Annotated in this window: 17 protein-coding genes; 4 read left to right on the top strand and 13 right to left on the bottom strand. The window is 38.1% G+C overall.

Annotation, left to right across the window (positions count from 1 at the left end; translation table 11 throughout):
• Window positions 1-68: 68 nt before the first annotated feature.
• Window positions 69-1,727: an alpha-amylase family glycosyl hydrolase gene (locus ACRD64_RS10680; RefSeq protein ID WP_430933333.1), complete on the bottom strand. Its 1,659-nt coding sequence runs from the start codon at window positions 1,725-1,727 to the stop codon at window positions 69-71.
• Window positions 1,728-1,965: 238 nt separating this feature from the next.
• Entirely contained in the window at window positions 1,966-3,690 is a 1,725-nt protein-coding gene (locus tag ACRD64_RS10675; RefSeq protein WP_430933332.1) for a T9SS type A sorting domain-containing protein, read from the bottom strand.
• Window positions 3,691-3,984: 294 nt separating this feature from the next.
• Between ACRD64_RS10675 and ACRD64_RS10670 the strand changes: the two genes are divergently transcribed.
• Together ACRD64_RS10670 and ACRD64_RS10665 are read left to right on the top strand one after the other, a co-directional pair.
• Window positions 3,985-4,371, top strand: coding sequence for a BlaI/MecI/CopY family transcriptional regulator (locus tag ACRD64_RS10670; protein ID WP_430933331.1), 387 nt, complete (start codon window positions 3,985-3,987; stop codon window positions 4,369-4,371).
• A gap of 78 nt (window positions 4,372-4,449) precedes the next feature.
• Window positions 4,450-6,342: a M56 family metallopeptidase gene (locus ACRD64_RS10665; RefSeq protein WP_430933330.1), complete on the top strand. Its 1,893-nt coding sequence runs from the start codon at window positions 4,450-4,452 to the stop codon at window positions 6,340-6,342.
• A 37-nt stretch (window positions 6,343-6,379) separates the two neighbouring features.
• Here the strand turns inward: ACRD64_RS10665 and ACRD64_RS10660 are convergent, their stop codons facing one another.
• Window positions 6,380-6,763 (bottom strand): DUF423 domain-containing protein, encoded by a 384-nt coding sequence (locus tag ACRD64_RS10660; RefSeq protein ID WP_430933329.1) that lies wholly within the window; start codon window positions 6,761-6,763, stop codon window positions 6,380-6,382.
• An 8-nt stretch (window positions 6,764-6,771) separates the two neighbouring features.
• Window positions 6,772-6,990, bottom strand: coding sequence for a DUF2007 domain-containing protein (locus ACRD64_RS10655; protein WP_430933328.1), 219 nt, complete (start codon window positions 6,988-6,990; stop codon window positions 6,772-6,774).
• Window positions 6,991-7,165: 175 nt separating this feature from the next.
• On the opposite strand from ACRD64_RS10655, the gene ACRD64_RS10650 reads away from it, so the two are divergent.
• Entirely contained in the window at window positions 7,166-8,860 is a 1,695-nt protein-coding gene (locus ACRD64_RS10650) for a pseudouridine synthase (protein WP_430933327.1), read from the top strand.
• A gap of 34 nt (window positions 8,861-8,894) precedes the next feature.
• Here the strand turns inward: ACRD64_RS10650 and ACRD64_RS10645 are convergent, their stop codons facing one another.
• From ACRD64_RS10645 to ACRD64_RS10635, 3 genes are all read right to left on the bottom strand, one after another.
• The gene (locus ACRD64_RS10645; RefSeq protein ID WP_430933326.1) at window positions 8,895-9,806 is read right to left on the bottom strand and encodes a spondin domain-containing protein; all 912 of its coding nucleotides are present in this window, start codon (window positions 9,804-9,806) and stop codon (window positions 8,895-8,897) included.
• A gap of 293 nt (window positions 9,807-10,099) precedes the next feature.
• Window positions 10,100-10,831: a lysophospholipid acyltransferase family protein gene (locus ACRD64_RS10640; RefSeq protein ID WP_430933325.1), complete on the bottom strand. Its 732-nt coding sequence runs from the start codon at window positions 10,829-10,831 to the stop codon at window positions 10,100-10,102.
• A gap of 86 nt (window positions 10,832-10,917) precedes the next feature.
• On the bottom strand, window positions 10,918-11,157 hold the full coding sequence (locus ACRD64_RS10635) for a YkgJ family cysteine cluster protein (protein WP_430933324.1): 240 nt from the start codon (window positions 11,155-11,157) through the stop codon (window positions 10,918-10,920).
• Window positions 11,158-11,338: 181 nt separating this feature from the next.
• Here ACRD64_RS10635 and sfsA point away from each other — a divergent pair, with 181 nt between their 5' ends.
• Window positions 11,339-12,031 (top strand): DNA/RNA nuclease SfsA, encoded by a 693-nt coding sequence (sfsA, locus tag ACRD64_RS10630; protein ID WP_430933323.1) that lies wholly within the window; start codon window positions 11,339-11,341, stop codon window positions 12,029-12,031.
• 36 nt (window positions 12,032-12,067) lie between these two features.
• Here sfsA and ACRD64_RS10625 read toward each other — a convergent pair whose 3' ends face one another.
• Genes ACRD64_RS10625 through ACRD64_RS10600 form a run of 6 tightly spaced genes read right to left on the bottom strand, consistent with a single transcriptional unit; the run spans window position 12,068 to window position 20,379 of the window.
• Window positions 12,068-13,279, bottom strand: a complete 1,212-nt coding sequence (locus ACRD64_RS10625; RefSeq protein WP_430933322.1) for a DUF4857 domain-containing protein — start codon at window positions 13,277-13,279, stop codon at window positions 12,068-12,070.
• Between the two features lie 19 nt (window positions 13,280-13,298).
• A complete protein-coding gene (locus tag ACRD64_RS10620) occupies window positions 13,299-13,970 on the bottom strand; it encodes a hypothetical protein (protein ID WP_430933321.1) in 672 nt (223 codons plus the stop codon).
• A 3-nt stretch (window positions 13,971-13,973) separates the two neighbouring features.
• Window positions 13,974-14,858 (bottom strand): ABC transporter ATP-binding protein, encoded by an 885-nt coding sequence (locus tag ACRD64_RS10615; RefSeq protein ID WP_430933319.1) that lies wholly within the window; start codon window positions 14,856-14,858, stop codon window positions 13,974-13,976.
• A gap of 3 nt (window positions 14,859-14,861) precedes the next feature.
• Entirely contained in the window at window positions 14,862-16,403 is a 1,542-nt protein-coding gene (locus ACRD64_RS10610; RefSeq protein ID WP_430933318.1) for a DUF6850 family outer membrane beta-barrel protein, read from the bottom strand.
• Window position 16,404: 1 nt separating this feature from the next.
• A complete protein-coding gene (locus ACRD64_RS10605) occupies window positions 16,405-17,598 on the bottom strand; it encodes a DUF4876 domain-containing protein (protein WP_430933317.1) in 1,194 nt (397 codons plus the stop codon).
• Window positions 17,599-17,607: 9 nt separating this feature from the next.
• The gene (locus ACRD64_RS10600; protein WP_430933316.1) at window positions 17,608-20,379 is read right to left on the bottom strand and encodes a TonB-dependent receptor; all 2,772 of its coding nucleotides are present in this window, start codon (window positions 20,377-20,379) and stop codon (window positions 17,608-17,610) included.
• Between the last annotated feature and the right edge of the window lie 151 nt (window positions 20,380-20,530).

The raw sequence follows: 20,530 nt of genomic DNA, 5'->3' as shown, positions 1-20,530 counted from the left end.
TTTCCAATGTCAATCAGAAGAGGGCACCCAAGTTTATGGATGCCCTATCATATTGTCCTTGTTCAATTTTATAGAGACAGCAGCACTATGTCAAATTCAGTTTCTATAGTTACTTTGTTATCTTTAACTTTAGCGGTCGCACCCGAATAATTATCCTTTACAACTGTACCGTTTTCAAAAACATCACTAACCGAAATTTCCTTTTTCCCAAGCGGTAATTCGAGTCCGACCACAACCTTATTGATATATGCACCATTGTTATATTCTCTTTTAAAAACATATGGCTCCTCCGAAATTTGCGTATGAACACCCGCTCCAACCGAGGGATTGGCAGCCCTGAATTTCCCAAGCTTTTGATAATGCGTAAGTAAATCATAGGCACCAACCCCGTTTACAACCGTGTTGGCCAAAATATCATTCCAATTCATAAAAGAACGTAAGGTCGCATCGCCAACCGTTCCTTCTATAATTAATGAGCGATTGGTTTCATCGCCATAGTATATTTGTGAAGCTCCCGGGCAAAGTAGTAAACTGTTAGCTCCTTTATAGGACATTTTTCTTTCCTTATCGAACGAATGACTGTCATCATGCGAAGCCAGGTAGTGCAATAATGATTTACCTTTCAACTCATTATTCAATATTTTGGAATACTTCGAGAATATAAATTCATACTCTTTTAAAGCATCGCCTTTTAGTTCAAAATTGATTAACGCATCCATACCATTGGCAAAATAATCAACCGGAACCCCTCCATTATCAAACATTCTTCCGGTTGAGGCACCATAGTTATACACCTCACCTACCGTATAAAACTCATTGTCATCTAACACCTGATCGGGATGTGCAGCTTTCCAGTCGACAAATGCCTTCTTGGCCACCTCGTACAACTCTCCCCAAATGGATTCTTCGGTGTGCTTGGCTGTATCAATCCTATATCCATCAACGCCATATTTACGCACAAAATCAGTCAACCATTTCATGATATAAAATCGTGGTGCGCGAGGATAACCCGTCTCTGCAAAAAAGGCATTTAGTTCCTCCATTTCTTCTTCCAGACGCCCTTCCTTTGTCCACTTATCAATTAAAACGTCGGGCAGATTAACCTCTTTGTCACTTTCTGTTTTTACATCGGGTAGGTTTTCCACCAAAGTACATGTTACGGTAGATTCATAAGTTTTGTACTTACATTGTGGTTTGGTTCGAACCCAGCTATCTCCATACACAGGATCTTTGTCTGTCACAGGTCCGGTATGGTTGATCACCACGTCCATCACTATCCTTATTCCTCTTTTATGGGCCACATCCACCAACTCGGCAAAATCCTCTTCGGTACCCCAGTTAGGATCTATACGGGTCCAGTCCTTGGCCCAGTAACCATGATAACCATAAGTATTTCCGGTACCCTCGTCAACACTGCCATGGACTTGTTCGGCAATAGGAGAAAACCAAAGGGCGTTCACCCCCAAATCGTTGAAATACCCTTCATTTATTTTATTGATAATCCCTCTAAAATCACCGCCCATAAAACCTCGCAAAACGCCTGTTTCTTCATCTCTTTCAAAATTGACATCATTGGTTGTGTCTCCATTATTGAAGCGGTCAGTCAATAAAAAGTAAACGTTGGCATTCTCCCATACAAAAGGAGCTTCTTGCACTTGTTGTTGTTTTTGCGCACAACTACTCAATAATAAGATAGCTAGCCCAATAAGTAGATTTCTTGTAGTCATCGGTTTTTTTTTGATTTTATTTATTCAAAGGTAACAATATCCGACTGCTCTCAAAACCGCTACACTACTACAATACATACACTTACAACTGGATCATCTTATTTCAACCGTTTGCGATAAATGCCATTTTTTTTGAAAAAACATTAGGCAAGTAACGAAAAAATGCCGAATCGGCGCCTTTTTCTCCATTTCGGCTTATATTTTCCGGAAGCTTTATACGCTTCTTTTTAGCCAAATTTTAGTGACGTACCTGTATTTTTTTAGTGATCGTAATACTTCCGGATGTTATTTGAACAAAGAACAATCCATTGGGTAAAGCACTCAAATCAAACTTCTTTTCGTTACCAAAAAAATTAAATTCCGTCACCTTTTTTCCTGATAAATCAAAAAAGCGGATTGTTTTATCCGTTACGTCAGGGGCCGATATTGTAATTTGTCCTGTAGTTGGGTTTGGGAAAATACCAACCTGACGGGCATACTCTTCCTCTATCCCGTTTTCTTCTTCCACCATAAAGGTTTGCGTTACTTCGGGTGCTGCATTATATTGGTCATTACCTTCTTGCATCGCTTTAATAACTACTTCGCCAACCTCTTCCAAAGTCACTTTTTTACCACTTAAAGTTACACCTCCCGATACCACTTCGAAACTTACCGACAACCCTGATGTTGCCGTGGCACTAATGTAAAATGGATCATCACCAATTGTTTTGGTTGTAATTGGATCGAATGTTATCGTTTGATCCTCCTTAGTCACACTTATATAAACGGCATCTGAAAAAGCAGGTGCATATTGCGCATCTCCTTTCTGAACCGCCTGAACAACGATTGTTCCATAACCTGTTACTTCCAGCATATCGCCATCAATGGCAGCATTATCGGAAATCACCACATATTCCACGGGTAAACCTGAACTTGAAGCGCCTGACAACTGAATTTTATTACCATACTGCTGTTCTGCCACTGAACTTAAAGTTACTGATTGTAGTTCTTTTTCAGAATCCAACAAAAGTCTTATCATCACCGGATCATGATCGGATATGGTAACTTCTTCCGAATATTCATTATTTAGTAAACTATTAAATTCAGGATATAATTCGTTGGATACACTGATATGATCTATCCCATCTCCGGCAACATCGAGAAAATGAAGATTATCGTTTGCGTACCATATGTTGTATGGACTGTTCGTTGAACTGGTTTCATCATTATAATCACCCAGCATAATCAAATTATCATCACCATAATGGCTGATCAAGGCATTATATAAGTAATCGCCATCATCCTCTCTCCTTTTCCAATCTTCCGAATAGGCTTTAGCATGAATATTAATAAAATTGACCACCTCACTCTTGCCATCCACGGAAACAATGGCTTCCATAAAATAGGGTAACCTACCACTACTCCAAAACGTGCTTGCAGTTCCATCGTACCCTTCAATGGATTGCGTAGAATTATCCTGATAAACATCACCAAACATGGCGAACCTATTTATCACTCCCACTGTGTTTGTATTAAAAATATAACACACACATTGCGAAGGAAAATCATTAGAGGGCGTATTCCACGAAAAGCTGTACCTGTCGGAAACAATGCCCCAATATTTGTTTTCCGATGATTCGGTGTTTAATTGTTCGATCAGCTCGGTTAAGAAATATCCGTTTACTTTGTCGGAAACCACTTCCTGAAGGGCATACACATCCGCATTCATGGCTAAAATCTTGTCACTAACATAAGTTAACTGTTCCTCAAAGGTTCTCGCATTACTTGATTTATAAGGAGCTCCAAACCATTGCAGATTCCAGGTAACCACATCCAAGGTTTTATCCTTTCCCAAAGTATTAGCATCCTGTGGGTCCGAATTTGCAATAACCGAGGTGATGTAAAAACATAACAGAAAAGAAGTGGACATCCACTTGAACAGACTTCTTTTGGCTGATAATATATTATGTAACAGTATCATCATAATCATTAATTTAGCACTACAAAATTACAACAATAACAACATAATACCTTAAGATGGCCTTATGAATTTACGTGAAACTGTTTTTAATCGAAAAAAAAATATCCTCTAAACTTTTTAATTACCAACACCTTTCAATTACCTTCCTGATATATTAATACAATACTTACAACCCCAAAAACCGTCCAATCGGTCGAATATGTTCCGAATGCAACAAACAAGAAATCAAAAGAAAATTTGCAATTACGACAAATGTCGTATATATTTGTACGACAAGAGTCGTAACAAATAAAGAAGATGGAAAAGATAGCACCTACAGCAGCGGAATTGGAAGTTTTAAATATCCTATGGAAGACAGAACCATTAACCGTAAAGGAGATTCACAAGTTAATATGCAAAACTAAAGATGTTGGTTATACCACCACATTAAAGATCATGCAAAAAATGACTGCAAAAGGACTGTTGAGAAGGGAACCCAATGGAAAAAGCCACCTGTACTTTAGCAATTACGAAAAGGAAGAAACCAGAGGACGTTTGCTGGATCGTTTTGTGGATTCCGCGTTTGGAGGGTCTGCCAGTTCATTGGTAATGCAGTTATTGGGTAATAAAAAGACTTCGAAAGAAGAATTGGATGAGATAAAACAAATTATTGAACAAATGGAAAATAAATCATCTTTGAAATAGAACGATAAATAATTCATTTCGTTCGCCTAAAAAAACACGAACTTACACTTTACTCATTTCAACTTAACCTGATTTGTCATGAATTCAATGCAAAGCATATTTTCACCAGCCATAACTGAAGCCCTTGGATGGACAATTATTCATGCGTTGTGGCAAGGATTTATTATTTTAATCGGTTTACTTATTCTATTGGCCTTATTAAACAGACACAGTGCCCAGGTAAGATATTTTATCTCGTTTACCGCATTGGTTATATTTTTGGGCTGGTCAGTCTCTACGTTTGTACACGCTTACAGTTATGCGCAGGAAAAGCAAATGCTTAAAAGCGAGTTATTAAGCAACCCAAATTATTTTAAAAATGCAAATCAAAACATGGGTCAGGAAACAACAGCATCTGTAATGACCTCAAACTACAACATTAAATTAGTGAAGGTAAGAGCCTGGTTCCAGCGAAACTTTCCCTTATTCTTAAGCATTTGGCTTATTGGAATAGGACTATTCACGGTCAGGCTGCTTGGAGGATTGGCCTATAACAGGCGGTTACGAACCCTTCAACTCCTTCCTTTTGAAGAAAAATGGATGGAAAAATTAAAAGGATTTGCTACTATTTTAAATATTTCAAGAGAGGTCGAAGCGTATAAATCGCCTCATACCACTACTCCACTTACACTTGGATTTTTAAAACCTATCATTCTATTTCCGGTTAGGGCATTCTCCGGTTTAACCGATAAAGAAATAGAAGCCATTATTGCACATGAACTGGCTCATATCGTACGTAACGATTACTTGTTCAACATTATTCAATCGGTCATTGAGATCTTATTCTTTTATCATCCCGCCGTCTGGGCTATTTCGAAACATATAAGAGCAGAGAGGGAGCATGCATGCGACGATATCGCCATTATTATTACGGGCGACCAGGTTACCTATGCCAAAGCGCTTACCCAAGCTCATATTTTCAGTTATCAGCAAGAGAATCTTTCAATGGCCTTCAGTAAGAAAAAAGGAAGTTTGTTAGAAAGAATTAAACGTATTCAAAAGCGAAGAGTTATGAAAACAAATATTTCAGAAGGTCTTATAGCGGCCTGTATTATCATCAGCAGTATACTGTTGGTTTCGTTTTCAGTTGGGAATCAGTATAACGAGAGTATTTATCCTGTAAACCAAAATAAAGAAGCCGTAAAGGAAGCGGTTACACCCAATCCACCTGCAACACCATTGCCTCCCCAAAAAGCAAAAGCACTAAAAGATAGTATTTTGCAAGAAGTTGAAAAAAACGTGGAATTGGCCAGGGAAAAAGAAGAGTTGTCGGAGGAAATAGAACGAGCCATCGAGATAGCACTTTCGGAAAAAGATCAATCACTTTCCTCCGAGATAATGCAAGAAATTAATCTCGCATTACAAGAAATCAACTTCGAACATATTCAGGCTGAGCTCAAGGATGCGCGAATAGAAATTGATGCAGCCATCAGCGAAATAAATTCCGATTCTATCCAAAAAGAAATACGAGCAGGCCTCAAAGTAGCCAGGGAAGAAATAAGACAGGCTATAAAGGAAAACAAAAAGACCATGAAGGAAATACAAGATATGGAAGATGTCGAAGCCATCACCGAGCTATCATTGGAAGCTGCAGAATCGGGTTTGAAAATAGCAGCTGAAGTGCTGAAAAATATGGATATTGAAGCGATTGTTGAAACCTCGTTGGAAGCGGCCAATGTAGCCATTGAGTTGGCAGGTCGACAAATCAAAAACATGAACCTAGACTCCTTGATTGAAGCAGAGATAGAAATGGAACTGAAAGCTGCCGAACGGGAAATTGAAGGAGAGGAATTACGCCGGGAAAGAGAAGATATTGTAAGAGAAAAAGAACAGCTCAAAAAGGAAATGGAAGAGCTAAAAAAGGAAATGACACAAAGGAAAAAAGAACTCAAAAAAGAACTGAAGGAGATGGAGAAGGAGCAAAAAGATTAGTCGACCGCCTGCAGAAAATTAGCCATTGGTCATTGACTTAAAACTTGTTGTAAATATTAACCAGTAAAAGAGCCCAGCCCACAATCAGCAACAGCCCGCCCAATGGAGTAACGGGGCCCAACCAGCTCAATGAAACATTCCAAGCCTTACTCATGGCTAAAAAATAAATGCTCACCGAAAACAAGAAAGTACCCATTATAAAGGACCACGCCATCATGTTTTCCATTTTAGTAGAAAACGAAAAATAAAAACCGACCAGTAACAGCACCACGGCGTGGTACATTTGATATTTGACACCGGTTTCAAAACTTTTTAAGGCTTCTATACCCAATACTTTTTTTAAGGCATGTGCCCCAAATGCACCTAAAACAACCGATAGCAGACCATAAGATGCACCGATCAACAGAACTATTTTCTTCATTAACGCACCTATGGATTGGTTTCTTTATACGAATTTATAATTCCCTCCGCTTTCTCAAAATCGGCCTCATCCACAAATAAATCGGCATTGCCCGGCAAACCGGAACCAAAACCTGCACTCGCAGCCTCTTCAAATTCGTTTTTAACTAAACACTCAATTCCTGCATCTACCAAAAGATCTTTGTAAATTGCAATATCAACCCTATGTCCATATATGACCTTTTTCATCTCCCAATAATTTTTATAGTTAAGTAAAAATAAAATTCCTCTAGTTCATTTTTAAGGTATGTTATTTATTTGATATATGCAAAAGCAATGCGATGGAGTCTATCTAACTTTTTACGATAAATTAGCGAATTGATCCTATTCCTTTGTATTTTTGCCAATATTTTACCCGTAACGAATGCAAAAAGAATATACCACAGGTAGCTGTTTCACTAAATTTATCGAAGATATAAGTCACATAAAATTACCAGATAAATTCACGTATCCATTTTACTATGAACCGCACGCATTGTGTGTTAAGGCAGCCAATCAACTACAACACCTCCTCCTCACCCAAAAAAAATGGCATCACGATTTTGGCCTGGATCATTTTGTTGAGGGAAGCAATATCGGTAAAATGTTTGGTGTTTTGGTGGTTCAAAAAAAAGATGGACAACTAGGTTTTCTATCTGCGTTTAGCGGTAAGCTGGCTGAAACAAACCATCTCCCGGGTTTTGTACCTCCGATATATGACTTACTGGATAAGGATGGTTTTTTTAAGATTGAGGAAGATCAAATAAGTAAGATCAATCATAAAATTGAAGCACTGGAAAATGATGCTGCATACCTCGAGTGCGAAAAAATTAACATCAACGAAATAGAAAAATCCGAAAAAGAATTGCAAGAATTCCGGCAATTCATGAAAAATGCCAAAAATGCCCGTAAGGACCGAAGAAACATTGGAAAACATGAGCTGAGCCAAACAGAATTTGATAAGCTGGCGGAAGAGCTGAAACAAGAAAGCCTAAAACAACAGTACGATTACAAGCAACTCAAAAAACAATGGCAGGAAAGAATTACCCAAAACCAAAATAAGCTTCGAATATTTACCGACAAAATTGATTCTCTTAAAGAAGAAAGAAAGGAACGTTCGGCTGCCCTGCAGCAAAAACTGTTTGACCAGTACCAATTTCTAAACAAAGATGGCGAAACAATGGGTGTTAGTGAAATATTTGCCAATACTTCGCTAAATGTTCCTCCGGCTGGTGCCGGGGACTGCGCTGCTCCAAAGTTGTTTCAATTTGCTTTTCAGCATAAACTAAAGCCCATAGCGATGGCCGAATTCTGGTGGGGTCAGAGTCCCAAATCAGAAATCAGGAAACACAAAAACTTTTATCCTTCGTGCCGAGGAAAATGTGAACCGATTTTGGGGCATATGCTTAAAGGGATACCTATGGACGAAAATCCCATACAATCACCAACCATCCATGAGGATGAACTGGAAATTGTTTTTGAGGATAAGGATGTATTGGTCGTTAACAAACCGGCCGAGTTTTTATCGGTGCCAGGCAAAGAAACGGGAGACTCCGTTTTTTATAGAATACAGCAAAAATATCCTGAAGCAACAGGGCCATTATTGGTTCACCGTTTAGATATGTCAACTTCGGGATTGATTTTAGTGGCCAAAAACAAGGAAGCGCATAAAATATTGCAAAAACAATTCTTGGACAGAACCGTTCAGAAAAGATATGTTGCGTTGTTAGATGGAATTATAGAACAAGATCAAGGTCTTATCAAACTGCCTTTACGGGTCGATTTAGACGACCGTCCCCGACAATTAGTCTGTTACGAATATGGCAAACGTGCCATCACCAAATTCAAGGTAATCGAAAGGAAGGATGGAAAAACAAAAGTTCATTTTTTTCCTATCACTGGCCGAACACACCAACTCAGGGTTCATGCGGCACATCCCCAAGGATTAAATATGCCTATTGTTGGGGACGATTTATATGGTATAAAAAGCAACCGGTTATATTTACATGCGGAATACCTGGAGTTTAGCCACCCTGTAACCAACGAAAAAATTAAAATAAAAGCGGATGCGGATTTTTAAACTCCTCATCGTATCAAATACCACTAAATGGGTGCTACTTGATAATCAATTTACGCGTAACCGTTTTATTAGCATTGGTTGTCAGTCTTAAAATATAGATTCCTTCCGATAAACCTTCAACGTTTAAATCCCAAAGAGACTGTTGTTGATTTCCAACTATCGATTTAACCTGCGATCCCAAAGAATCGAAAATATCAACCTTCTTAAAGGATTTCAATCCTCCGCTAATAGAAACCTTACCGTGAGTAACGGGATTTGGAAAGATTCTGATATTTTCAAGCACATCAGTACCGACTACCTCTGTTGAAGTCAATAAAGTAACAGTAATAGTCCCCATTTTATTTCCATTGATAGGCGGCCCATTAATCATTAATATATTCTGAAAAGGATTCGTAACCATATCGCCAGAAGTGTAATCTGTTCCGCTGTCAGTACCTGCATCGTAGGCAAATATGTCCATGGTAACTGATTCTTTCCACGCTCCCTCAGCGTCCAACAAGTTAAAGCTGTTCAATGCTATAAACCAGTCCGGACTTGGTGCAATCATGGAAACCAAGGTCAGCAAAGGAAAATCCTCACTTACCTCTAACATGGAAATCATCATATCTCCGGTTGCGCTCTCTAAATTAGGCCCGTCGATATATTGATCCGCCTCGCCACTTGATATGGCAGTATTTACTTCACCATTAAATACAGTATTATTCCCTAGTTCGGCCACGCCTTTTAGCCCTGGCGACGCTACACTTCCTATTCCCACAAAGGTGTTGGCTGATTTGTGTGTGGCCCCCACCAGCTTCGACCAATGTGCGTTTCCAGGCACACTGGTATGGTGCGTTTCGTTCCAAACACTTGTAAAGGTAACATCATAAGTGGCAGCAGACTGACCTACAACCGGTGCTATTGAAAGCACTATTAACAAAACAGTAAAAAAGGTAAAAGCTTTCATAGTATGTTGTTTTAAAAATAATTGGTCGCATTAACATGAAAACACTGACAGTTTACGATGTTATTTCAAGTATTAATTCAGTTGTTCATCCTTTGCCATACAGCTCTTGAAATATCATATTTTTTATTGGTATAATTTACGAAACGCAAATTGTTAACTTCGTTGTTTGATATATAGGAGTATCCTTATTGCTTTGCCTGCACGTTGATAGTGTTTTGCAACCTGGTATACGTTGCTTTACCACAATTTAATATCTTGTCCTTATTTGAAAACAGATGTAAATAATAGAATTGCTAATTAAACTCTTTGATAGGCCCAATTAACACCTCTTTGGTAACATCCATTAAAGCCCGAATATCACCTTTGTATTTTGAAGTGTCTATGCAGGGATTTATAGTAAGATTCACTTTCCCGGGCAGTACATTAAAAGTCCCCCCTCCGTATACTTTATGGGTATCTTTTATCGTTACCGGAAGAATAGGTAGCTCAAGTGCTTCGGCCATTTTAAAGGCTCCGGTTTTAAAAGGCCTAACGCTGTTACTCCCGCTCCGGGTTCCTTCAGGAAAAATAACCACCGAAGTTCCGTTTACCAGTTTATTTTTGGCTTCCTTTATGGACTCGAAGGCAGCTTTGGGTGAAGACCGGTCGATGAAAATATGCCCCACTTTAGCACTGGCCGGCCCTATAAAGAAAGCATGGCGAAGTTCTTTTTTCATCACCCATCGGAAATCGATACCCAGAAACCCGTAAAGCGCAAAAATATCATAGGCACTCTGATGGTTAGCTACAATTACATACGACTGTTCCTTCTTAATATTTTCTTTACCCTCCACTTTTACACGCATCGGTGTAAAAAACGCAACAGTTTTAGCCCACATCACACCACTTAAGCTTCCTGCCCCGGGTGAAATAAGTACCGCAAGCAAACCGGCCCCAATCGAAAAAACAATACTTGCAATCGCAAATACAGGGATAAAAATAATCCACTTATAAACCTGGTAGAAGAAGTTTCCGATAGCATTCATGTTCAAATAAGTATTAAGATGTAAGGATCAAGTATAGAGGCCTTTCAAAATCTCCCTTACTCATTTTTCGTTACTTTACACTTAAATTATTCTAGTTCACTTAAAATTTTAATGGCCTCGCCCCTATGATTACCACAAAACTCAGGCTCCGCTTTGAATCCACCGCAAACATCAGGTCGTTCCTTTTTGCCAAACAATTCGCATTTGAAATCATGAGTTAAATGCGCACAAGCCACTCCCGCTGGTTTCCCGTCTGGCATTTTAGGCAAAGGCGATGATATTGAAGGAGCTATGCAACAGGCCGCACATCCTACTCTACAATCCATAATTTTTGACCGCAAAAATATATTAATTTATTTTGACAACAATATCATACCATCTTAAAAAATATTAGAAATGGTATTTGGCCAAAATGTATTTTGCAAAGTTTTTCGAACGGTCGCCATAAACAGATGAGTAACGCTAAGAGAACAATAGTATATTTGCTCCTGAACAAAATCATCAACCATGAAATTCGAAACAAAACTGGTCCCTGGCAAATTGATAAAGAGATACAAGCGATTTTTAACGGATGTACAATTGGAAGATGGGTCGGTGGTAGTGGCGCATTGCACCAATTCGGGAAGCATGAAGACATGCATTGAGGAAGGAGCTCCCGTTTATCTTTCCCGCGCCGCAGATCCTAAACGAAAAACCAAATTTACCTGGGAAATGATTTTTATCAACAACCATTGGATTGGCATCAATACAAGTATCCCAAACCAACTTGTTTTTGAAGCCATCAGAGACCATACAATTACCGGTATCGACCAATATTCAAACGTAAAAAGGGAAGTTCAGTTCGGAGATAGCCGTTTTGATGTTTATGCCGAAAATGAAACGGAAAAATGTTTTATCGAAGTCAAGAACGTGACCATGAAGGTTGGTAACAAAGCCCTGTTTCCGGATGCGGTAACTACCAGAGGACAAAAGCACCTGAAGACACTGATCGAAGTAAAAAAGGCCGGGATAAGAGCTATTATGTTTTATGTGATTCAAAGACAAGATATCGACTCCTTCGGAGCGGCAAAGGAAATAGATCCCGACTATGCTTTGGCCTTAAAAGAGGCATATGAACATGGTGTTGAGATATTTCCATATATAGCAGAAGTAAGTCCAGCAGGTATTGAGTTAACACAGAAACTATCTTTTGAAATATAACCGAAGATACCAACGGCAAATGCCGCAAATCCTATCCTAATCTGTTATAATTAAAGCGGGAATAAAACCGAAAAAACCGGTCAACATGATCCAAATCAATGAATAAATTCCATAAGGTTTTTGCCGATAATACATCAAGAAGCAATAAAGAATTGTAAAAAGCACATTTGTGACGAGAACCCCAACTTTTGCGAAATGTATAATAGGACTTACATACTTCGAATTCGGGGACGTAAAAGATATTTCGAACGGTAAACCATATGATAAAACATAATCCGTCGAAGGTGGAAGCATCAGAGAAATGCTGTCAACCAGCTGCTTACTTTGAGCTTCTAAAGCATAGGACTCCTTGCCCAACGATGAAATTACACTCACTGTCCAAAACAAAGGATTAGCCATAACCGTTAAACGATCCGTATCTAAATCGAATTTTGGGGTTTTAAGCTCCTGAATCCTATAACCATCCGTGGTGATAAGGTACATTCTGTTTTGATCGTCGAACATAAAGGCGTAAAAACTTTTATCTTCAGGTTCCATTCTCACTATATATGCCACCTTCATATCTTTGGGCAATCCTATATTCTTGAGCATCGGTTTGCCACGTACCATTTTTAAATGAAAGACCTGGCCTATATTATCCAGAATTAAATAACCTTCATCATAGGCTTTTCGGGTAAAACTGCTCCCATACACTTCTCTGGCCGGAAATACAAAATCACTATGCACAAAAGCTTTCATAAATAAATCGCTTTTTTTGCGGATCACCATATTGGTTTCAGGGTCAATAAACTCGATTTTACTATTTATACGGAATACATCTCCAGGCATCTTCAACTTTACCCTTCCAGAAGAAGACTCCAGCAAAGAATAAAGAGGAATACCAGGGCTTCTTTTTTCCGTTGGATTATAGCTTAAATAAAATATTTTCTTTCTTGCCTCTTTTCCATTAACTGCCTTCCCGTTAATACTTTCGGGAAACCTTGTGTCGGATAGAAGTTGCTTGATATAAAACATGGGTAAAATACTATCGAACTCCGATTGTGTATATATCATACCTGTATTGACATTCTTACGGACAGTATTATGCTTCCCTCTAACATCAATAGTGCAAAAGGCTTTCTCAACAGAACTATAACATGCAAACGGAAGATCCATACTTTTGTCTGTCATCAGATGATAGATCCCCGGTATTATCCATGCCAAAAGCAGAGTGGACAGAATTATAATCGTATATTTTATTATTTTCATTCCTAAATCTCCCGATACATTAATTATGTTTGCCCTGCTTAAAGCGGTAAACCGACAAAAAACCAAACGGAATTACAATCACTGTTAATACCAGGAGCAACCCAATAACAGGTTCTTGTGCAGCCGGTAAGCTTGAAATAAAACTCAACTTCACGGTGCCTGCTCCTATCAGCACATTAAAAACCCTTCTGGACCAGGTAGGTTCCAAACAAATCATGGCCACAAATGAATAAGCAACCAACCCTGCAATATACCATGGTATAGACGTTACAATATAATTGACCATTATTTCTAAGGGAAAGTTTATTCGTGTAAAAACGATTATTCCTATGTTATCAACCGTAAAAATGAACAACAACACCCCCAATCCATAACTATACATTAAGGCTATGATTCGATTTTCGTTCAGCGGCAAATGCAATGTAAGTTTAATACGCTTTTGAATCATTTCAGGTATATACTGCGCAAGACCTAGACACAATCCTGCCGCCAGCGGATAATATTTCATATCGGTATACGCAAACTGCTTACGATTAACTATCACATCTATCAGGTGTTCCATTCCGACAAACCGAAAGGAACGTCCCAGTTTCAAGAAGGTATAAGTCAATAAAATAATTCCAACCCCAAAAATGCCCCAAACGAAAAGCTCGGTTTTCTTCCATTCCTTATATAGCAGTGCTTTTTCCATAGTTTAATATTTTCCGGTTAGGCCGATAAAGGCTTCCTCCAAAGTAAGCCATTCTTCTTTTATTTCTTTTATATTTAAATTACGTTCCTCCGTTATTTTTCTAAGTTCGTTCTGCCCAAGCATGGTATAAACTTCAGTTCTGCCTTTTATGGTAACAGGATGTAACAATTCGGGAAACCCGTTTAACATAAAGGGTTTATCGCAAGCAAAACGAAAGCGACGAAACTTTGACAACAGTTCGCGCACAGGCATTTGCAGAATAATTTTTCCATAGTCCATGATTAAACAATCGTCAATCAGCCGCTCCATATCCTGGATAATATGCGAGGTAACAAAAACTGTTTTATTTTCGGAACGGGCATATTCGCTAAGGTAATCAACAAATAACATACGATACCCTGGATCGAGTCCCATGGAGAAATCGTCCAAAATCAGCAGTTCCGGGTCTTGCGCCAGGATAAGCCCCAGTGCCACTTGCGATCTTTGTCCACACGACATCTGCGAAAGCTTTTGTTTTACATTGATGGTAAGTAGGTTCATCAATTCATAATATCTGTCTTTTTTCCACTTAGGATAAAAGGCAGAGTAGAACTTCTCAATTTCCCTAATGGTCATAAAAGAATATTGAACATGCCCTTCAATCAACAACCCCACCTTTTGCTTGGTTCCTGGAGACAGCCTGGAAGAATTCTCACCAAACATCAAACATTCCCCGCTCCGGGGTTTTAGATATCCGTTTAATATGTTGATGGTAGTTGTTTTACCCGTTCCATTTTTCCCTAGTAATCCTACGATTCTTCCCTCCGGAACGTTAAAATTAAGGTTTTCGTATATACAGCGCGAACCATAAAAATGCGTCAGGTTATTGCATTCGATAATGTTGTTCATAGTTTAGAAATTAATGCCCACATTAAGCTGACAACTATTAAACTGAATAAGGTCTGAATTTTGATTAGAATATTCTGCGGATAAATTTAACGCTTTCTTTTCTGCAATATTAGTTGTATACTTTATCGATATAAAATAGTTTGAATAATCGGCTGTTTTATATTTCCAATTGGGTAATATTAGTGATTCTTTTATGGTCGATTGTCTTATATCGGAATTCCCCTGTCCGTCCGGTATACCTATAATTTCTTTATTACCAAATAAATACGAGGCATATCCCAAAGAGCACTCCAGATACGAATGTCCAAACAAAACTTGAATCGAAGGTTGAACTTTCCAGCCGGTCCTTTGCCAACGCATTTCGCTACTGCTTAGGTATTCCTCTTTAAACTTTTGTTTTTCGATGTGCGCTCGTCCAAATACCATGATCTGATCACTTATATTTGAAGATAAAAAAGCAGATAAGTGCAGGTTTAGCCTATTGAGCGAATAGTTATCACTCTCCGTCAGAAGGCGCTTATCGCTTGTATCCGTTTCTTCATTAACTATGATGCTTTCATATACACGTTCCGTTCCAACTCCATTGGTAAAATGGGCCAATCCATCAAACTGCAAAAACAAATTCTCATATTGTTTTGTCCAACCTAACTTCCCGATTAAAAAATGTTGCTTATAAATACTGGGGTACGTATGCGCAAAATACTGTTCCGTATTACTATTGAGCCACTTAAGAGTATAAAAAAGTCCTTCCTTTTTAACCGGAACGAATTGGACACCGGCCTCAATCGCATTTGAGGAATAATCCGTTTCAAGGTAGGCGTTTGTGCCGGAAAAGACATTATCGTAAAACCCGAGTCCTTCCAGAAAATAGAAATAATCTTTTTCGTTATCACCGCCGTAAATTCGCATGTTCAAATTTTGCTCATAACGGTCAACTCCCACATGAAGTCCCAACCTGTACTTTTTTACACGGAACGAAACGCCAGGTTTAATACTTATAATTGAGGTATTGGTTTTAGGTCGGGGATCATTTTTCCTATAATGTATTCTAGCCAGGTAGGATCCTTCAATGCCCCACGAGAAAATATCATACTTCCGTTCGATCCCTCCTTTAAAAAAATATTCTTCATGATAACTTGTTCCTCCTGTAGAATCGGCAATTAGATAAGGCCCAATTCTCCCGGAATAATTAATATTGTTCCAAGTTACATTATCTTTTGATCCGTTTTGATAATATACCTCACTATAAAATGTAAAGCTTTCCTTTTTAGTGTAACTATGTATTGCCAAGCGATATTTATTTGTTTTATTTCCTTTTTGTACGTTATATAATTTTCCATCCTCATTATAGTAATAGCTGCCCCCCATGGTTTTAACGTTTACTTGATGCAATCCATCCATTAAGGCGGGGTTAGCGAACTGTGTTGAATCCATTGCCTTGTTCCAAAACGAAACATAAGCCAAATCCTTTACCTGCTGACCCTGTATAGAAATACAGACTATTCCAAGAATAGCGCGAATGATATAAGCAATATTTTTAGGCATGTTATAAACCCGGCATAGGAGTTACTGTAGTTTCAAAATCCACTGCGGAATTGTTTGTATCCATATATACTTTTCTTCCGTTTACTTCCCTGGCCACCTTTCTGCGCACGCATTTGCCATAGCGTTCGTCTCCCTCATCGCCGCAATGCGTATAACTTGCATCAAGTGCCGGAGAAATGACCTTTAAACTAAAGCTACTAGGCGTACTCATTTCAACCGCATCTATAATTACATCGTTGGGAACTTTATAACGAATCAAAGGTTTACCGATAGCTGTTTGGCCTTCAATGACATTATTGGTTAAAAAATCGTCCATTGCACCCTCCTGTTTAAAAATAATATACGATTTTAAACCTCTGTTATGCGGTGTCCAAATGGTTTTAGAAGAAGAGTAACTCTTAATCAAATTTTCCACTTCAGGCACATCCGAATCTAAACTATGATCATCCCACCATTCAAAATCGGCCATCGTCAAATCAAATGAATTAGGATTTTCTGTCGTGTGATCAATTCCTAAATCAGCCAATATAATGGTTTCGCCTGGTTGCACGGGGTATGTGGTTCCATCTCCCGGAATAGTGTAGATATGGTTTACCACAAATGCTTCATCCCTGCTAACAATTGATTCCCAATCATAAACATCCGAAGAAGTAAGCACATGTGACTCACTGAGCGATATTCCATCGGCATATAACACTTCATCGGAATTGTTGACTATAGAAAAATATTTGTCGCTTCGATAAGACTTGTCCTCCGGCGTTCGCGAACCGGTAAAATATAATTCCTTAAAAACCCATGTGTTGCTATTAATACTCACAGACAATTCTAGAGAGAGCGATTGAGATTTTCCGACTATACTTAAATTCTCTTGTGTACCTACCAGGTTTGCTGTAGTTGTAAATGATTCGCTACCAGCAATGGTTGTGTATTCTTTTTCTGCGAAAGCAGAAACATTATATACGCCTTCGGGTATTTCAATCTCCCATTCTCCCTCTGTACCTGTTAATCCATCATAAACTTTACCTGAGTTTTGATTTATTAGACTCAACGATACTCCATCCTTATTTACACCACCTAATTCGTCTGGGAAAGAAACCTCAACGCTTAGCATAGTAACAGGCGTTTCTTGGTCCTTACAAGAAAAGAATAATAAAACCGACATCAGTACAAAACCTACACATCTCAACTTATTCATAATTTTATTTTATTTTATTTTATATTTAATTTCTGCTCCAAAATAAGGGCTTTGGGGTCCGAATGCGGAATTAGTACTTCTTTGATAGTATTTACCATTATTGGATGTATATGGCGTATAATAACCCAAAAATCGATTTACATAAAACGCAATTTTAATCCTATCACCTATTTCTTTAGTCATCTTCATATGCAAATCCATTGAAAAGGGAATGGTTTGTTTTTGATAAAATATGCTTGAGTAACTTCTATTAAGATGCCTTAAAACATAATCCTGTTCATCTCCTTCGAGATATGGATATTGCTGGCCCTTTTTATCAAAATAAAATACCGGATGTTCCAACCTATAGGTCCTTTCATAATCTGAATACCAGATTAACTGTGCATTAATCGTGTAAATCAACCTTAACAAGGGTATATGCGTATCAAATCTCACATTACTATTAAATTGTCCCTTTTTCAATCCTCCGATATTATAAACCCCTACATATGGGTATTCTTCATTATTCAAGATAACCGAAGGACGGGACTGCACCAATTCTGATGTGCCATACTCCGTTTTAAACCAGGCTCCGTTAATACTTATATTTGTTTTTAAAGGATTTATCTTTGGGAACTCAATACTATATTCTACACCTTTTTTATCCACTAACGCCGCATTATTGTCAATGTCAATATAATAAAACCCAGTATCTTTTTCAAAAGTAAATTCATTTAAACCAGGTGGTTCTGTCAGCCCCTCAGAGGAAACAGAAGATGCATCATACTTATTATAAATTAGTGCATAATAATTATCATTGCTTGAATAACCGCTTGTGCTACGCTCATGAAAAACAGTTGACTTTAGTTTAAAATTGTTCCATTCAATCCTTAATGACAATTCTTTCTTTTTGTTTCGGGAAGGTTTTAATGCATAGTTTGTTCTATCCATAATATAGGTACGAGTGTAAAGTGTCCTCAAATCGGGATTTTGCGAAAAATAGTTTAACTCTATAATATCAATATAAACAGGATAGGTGTACATCAGATAACTCATCGGAAGTTTTGTGTGATTTCCGTATCCTGCACCTACCCATATGTTCAAACCATTATTTATCCATTTGATCTCAGGTAATTTAATGTTTAAATTTAAACGCGGATCTATATAAATTTTTCCTTTTATGGAATAGTCTTCGCTTAAATTAATGAGTTGATTGCTCCGAACACCTATTTGGTTAGTAAACTCCCAATTTCCTAATGCTAACATTATTTTATCCTCGGCATAATAAAACATTTTTTGGAGAGCCGGAATAGATCTAAAATCTCTGGGCCTACCGGTTAATGTTCCGACGAACGGTGGCCGTGAAGAATCGTAAGTTTCCCCTTTCCCATTGTTTTTAACCGAAGTATAACTCCCCCCGAGGTTGAGCAAATGGGACATTCCTTTTGTATATAATTTCTTACTAAATTCAATATTAACAAATACATCCACCGGTTTACCCTCAATTTGCAAATCGGCTTGGTACTGGCTTGGCAAATAAATCCCTTTTGAAACTCCTTCTGTGGTGGAAATTGGTTGGGGAGTGGGACCATTTAAGGCAATAAATTTATCTCTGACAATTTTATCCTGCGTTTGTGAGGCAGAAAAATTAAAAGCCAACTTATCCAGCCATTTGCTGTTGGCATAATATGCTGCCTGTAAGCTGGCGCTTATCTTCTTATAGTCACTATTAAACAAATCATTTACCCCGGAATTAATTTCCGGATCCTCTTTTTCTTTGTCCAATGTATTTATTAAACTCACACCTATTTTTGTGGTAAGTGTTTTATTATCAATAATAAATTTCCTTTTATGTCGCAAGGACGAGGTTATTCTTTGATAATTATTTAATGAATTCCTGGGATCGGATACATAATTCAAATAATCAAAACCTATATTTAACACGCCCCCTTTTTTAGGTAATGCGATCCCTTTTCCAATGGCCAGTAGTTTATTATTTATATCCGTTTTTGCCCTAACTTCCAACGGACTTACTCCTTCTTTACGTTGTATTACGACTACTCCGGAGGTAAGGTCTCCATACTTCGCCGAAGGTATACCTGTAATCACTTCAACACTCTCTATTTCATCGGTACTAAACTGCCTCAAGTCTAAACCGTTAGCAGTTGAAGTGTTTTGGGAAATACTAATATCGGTACCGTAAGGTTGCTGCATATTCCCATCATCCGAAATTGGAATACCATCAATAACTATACTTGTTCCGATAGCTGTATTATTATCCGAATCTACTTGCCTTATGCTAATGTAATTGGGTTGTGATAAATCTGGCTCTTCAATTAAGTTACCGGGAAGTAGTTGCAGTAGGTCACTTAAACCCGATGGCTGAATATGCTGAATGGCGGTTTGCTTGATTTTATAAGAAGAATACAAATCAGAGTTTACGTTTGCAATGACTTTTATATCGGGCAACGAAAGACTTGTGGGTTTAAGTTTAATAAATATCCTTTCCTCCCGATTAACAAAAATAATGGTATCCAATTCCTCAAACGAGAGACTACTGAATACTAATTTAACATGTTTCGCACAAGGGGCTGTAATTTTAAACATACCACTTTCGTTACTCATGCTCCCCGAAATACCGTCCTCTATCTGTATGGCGCAATAAGGTACTGGTTGATTTGTCTCTGAATTTACCAATTCACCAACAATAGAACAGGCACCTTGAGCGAATAATCCATCGCTCAGAATGCCCGTGAATAAAAATACTATATTTATACCTAACAATATTCGAAAACTCAGCATTACATGCCCAATTTATTTACAAACCTCACAATGAAATAATGAATACACCATAATAGTAAACCGATAACGATCCAAACAGAAATCTCAGATATTTATCTGTTTTTGTATAGCTTTACTTGCCCCAATGTATGGATGTAAAGATAATTAAATA

Origin of the sequence: Saccharicrinis sp. 156 (assembly GCF_050589685.1) — a bacterium.
Taxonomy (GTDB): domain Bacteria; phylum Bacteroidota; class Bacteroidia; order Bacteroidales; family Marinilabiliaceae; genus Saccharicrinis.
Note: the sequence above shows the minus strand (reverse complement) of the source record. Positions and strands in the feature narration are given on the sequence as shown.

Bases quoted from the DNA above. Each gene is read 5' to 3' on its own strand.
- sfsA (WP_430933323.1), top strand. From the start codon at position 11,339: ATGAAATTCGAAACAAAACTGGTCCCTGGCAAATTGATAAAGAGATAC.
- ACRD64_RS10655 (WP_430933328.1), bottom strand. From the start codon at position 6,990: ATGAAAAAGGTCATATATGGACATAGGGTTGATATTGCAATTTACAAA.
- ACRD64_RS10600 (WP_430933316.1), bottom strand. From the start codon at position 20,379: ATGCTGAGTTTTCGAATATTGTTAGGTATAAATATAGTATTTTTATTC.
- ACRD64_RS10610 (WP_430933318.1), bottom strand. From the start codon at position 16,403: ATGCCTAAAAATATTGCTTATATCATTCGCGCTATTCTTGGAATAGTC.
- ACRD64_RS10625 (WP_430933322.1), bottom strand. From the start codon at position 13,279: ATGAAAATAATAAAATATACGATTATAATTCTGTCCACTCTGCTTTTG.
- ACRD64_RS10680 (WP_430933333.1), bottom strand. From the start codon at position 1,727: ATGACTACAAGAAATCTACTTATTGGGCTAGCTATCTTATTATTGAGT.
- ACRD64_RS10675 (WP_430933332.1), bottom strand. From the start codon at position 3,690: ATGATGATACTGTTACATAATATATTATCAGCCAAAAGAAGTCTGTTC.
- ACRD64_RS10640 (WP_430933325.1), bottom strand. From the start codon at position 10,831: ATGAATGCTATCGGAAACTTCTTCTACCAGGTTTATAAGTGGATTATT.
- ACRD64_RS10645 (WP_430933326.1), bottom strand. From the start codon at position 9,806: ATGAAAGCTTTTACCTTTTTTACTGTTTTGTTAATAGTGCTTTCAATA.
- ACRD64_RS10650 (WP_430933327.1), top strand. From the start codon at position 7,166: ATGCAAAAAGAATATACCACAGGTAGCTGTTTCACTAAATTTATCGAA.
- ACRD64_RS10635 (WP_430933324.1), bottom strand. From the start codon at position 11,157: ATGGATTGTAGAGTAGGATGTGCGGCCTGTTGCATAGCTCCTTCAATA.
- ACRD64_RS10665 (WP_430933330.1), top strand. From the start codon at position 4,450: ATGAATTCAATGCAAAGCATATTTTCACCAGCCATAACTGAAGCCCTT.
- ACRD64_RS10605 (WP_430933317.1), bottom strand. From the start codon at position 17,598: ATGAATAAGTTGAGATGTGTAGGTTTTGTACTGATGTCGGTTTTATTA.
- ACRD64_RS10660 (WP_430933329.1), bottom strand. From the start codon at position 6,763: ATGAAGAAAATAGTTCTGTTGATCGGTGCATCTTATGGTCTGCTATCG.
- ACRD64_RS10670 (WP_430933331.1), top strand. From the start codon at position 3,985: ATGGAAAAGATAGCACCTACAGCAGCGGAATTGGAAGTTTTAAATATC.
- ACRD64_RS10615 (WP_430933319.1), bottom strand. From the start codon at position 14,858: ATGAACAACATTATCGAATGCAATAACCTGACGCATTTTTATGGTTCG.
- ACRD64_RS10620 (WP_430933321.1), bottom strand. From the start codon at position 13,970: ATGGAAAAAGCACTGCTATATAAGGAATGGAAGAAAACCGAGCTTTTC.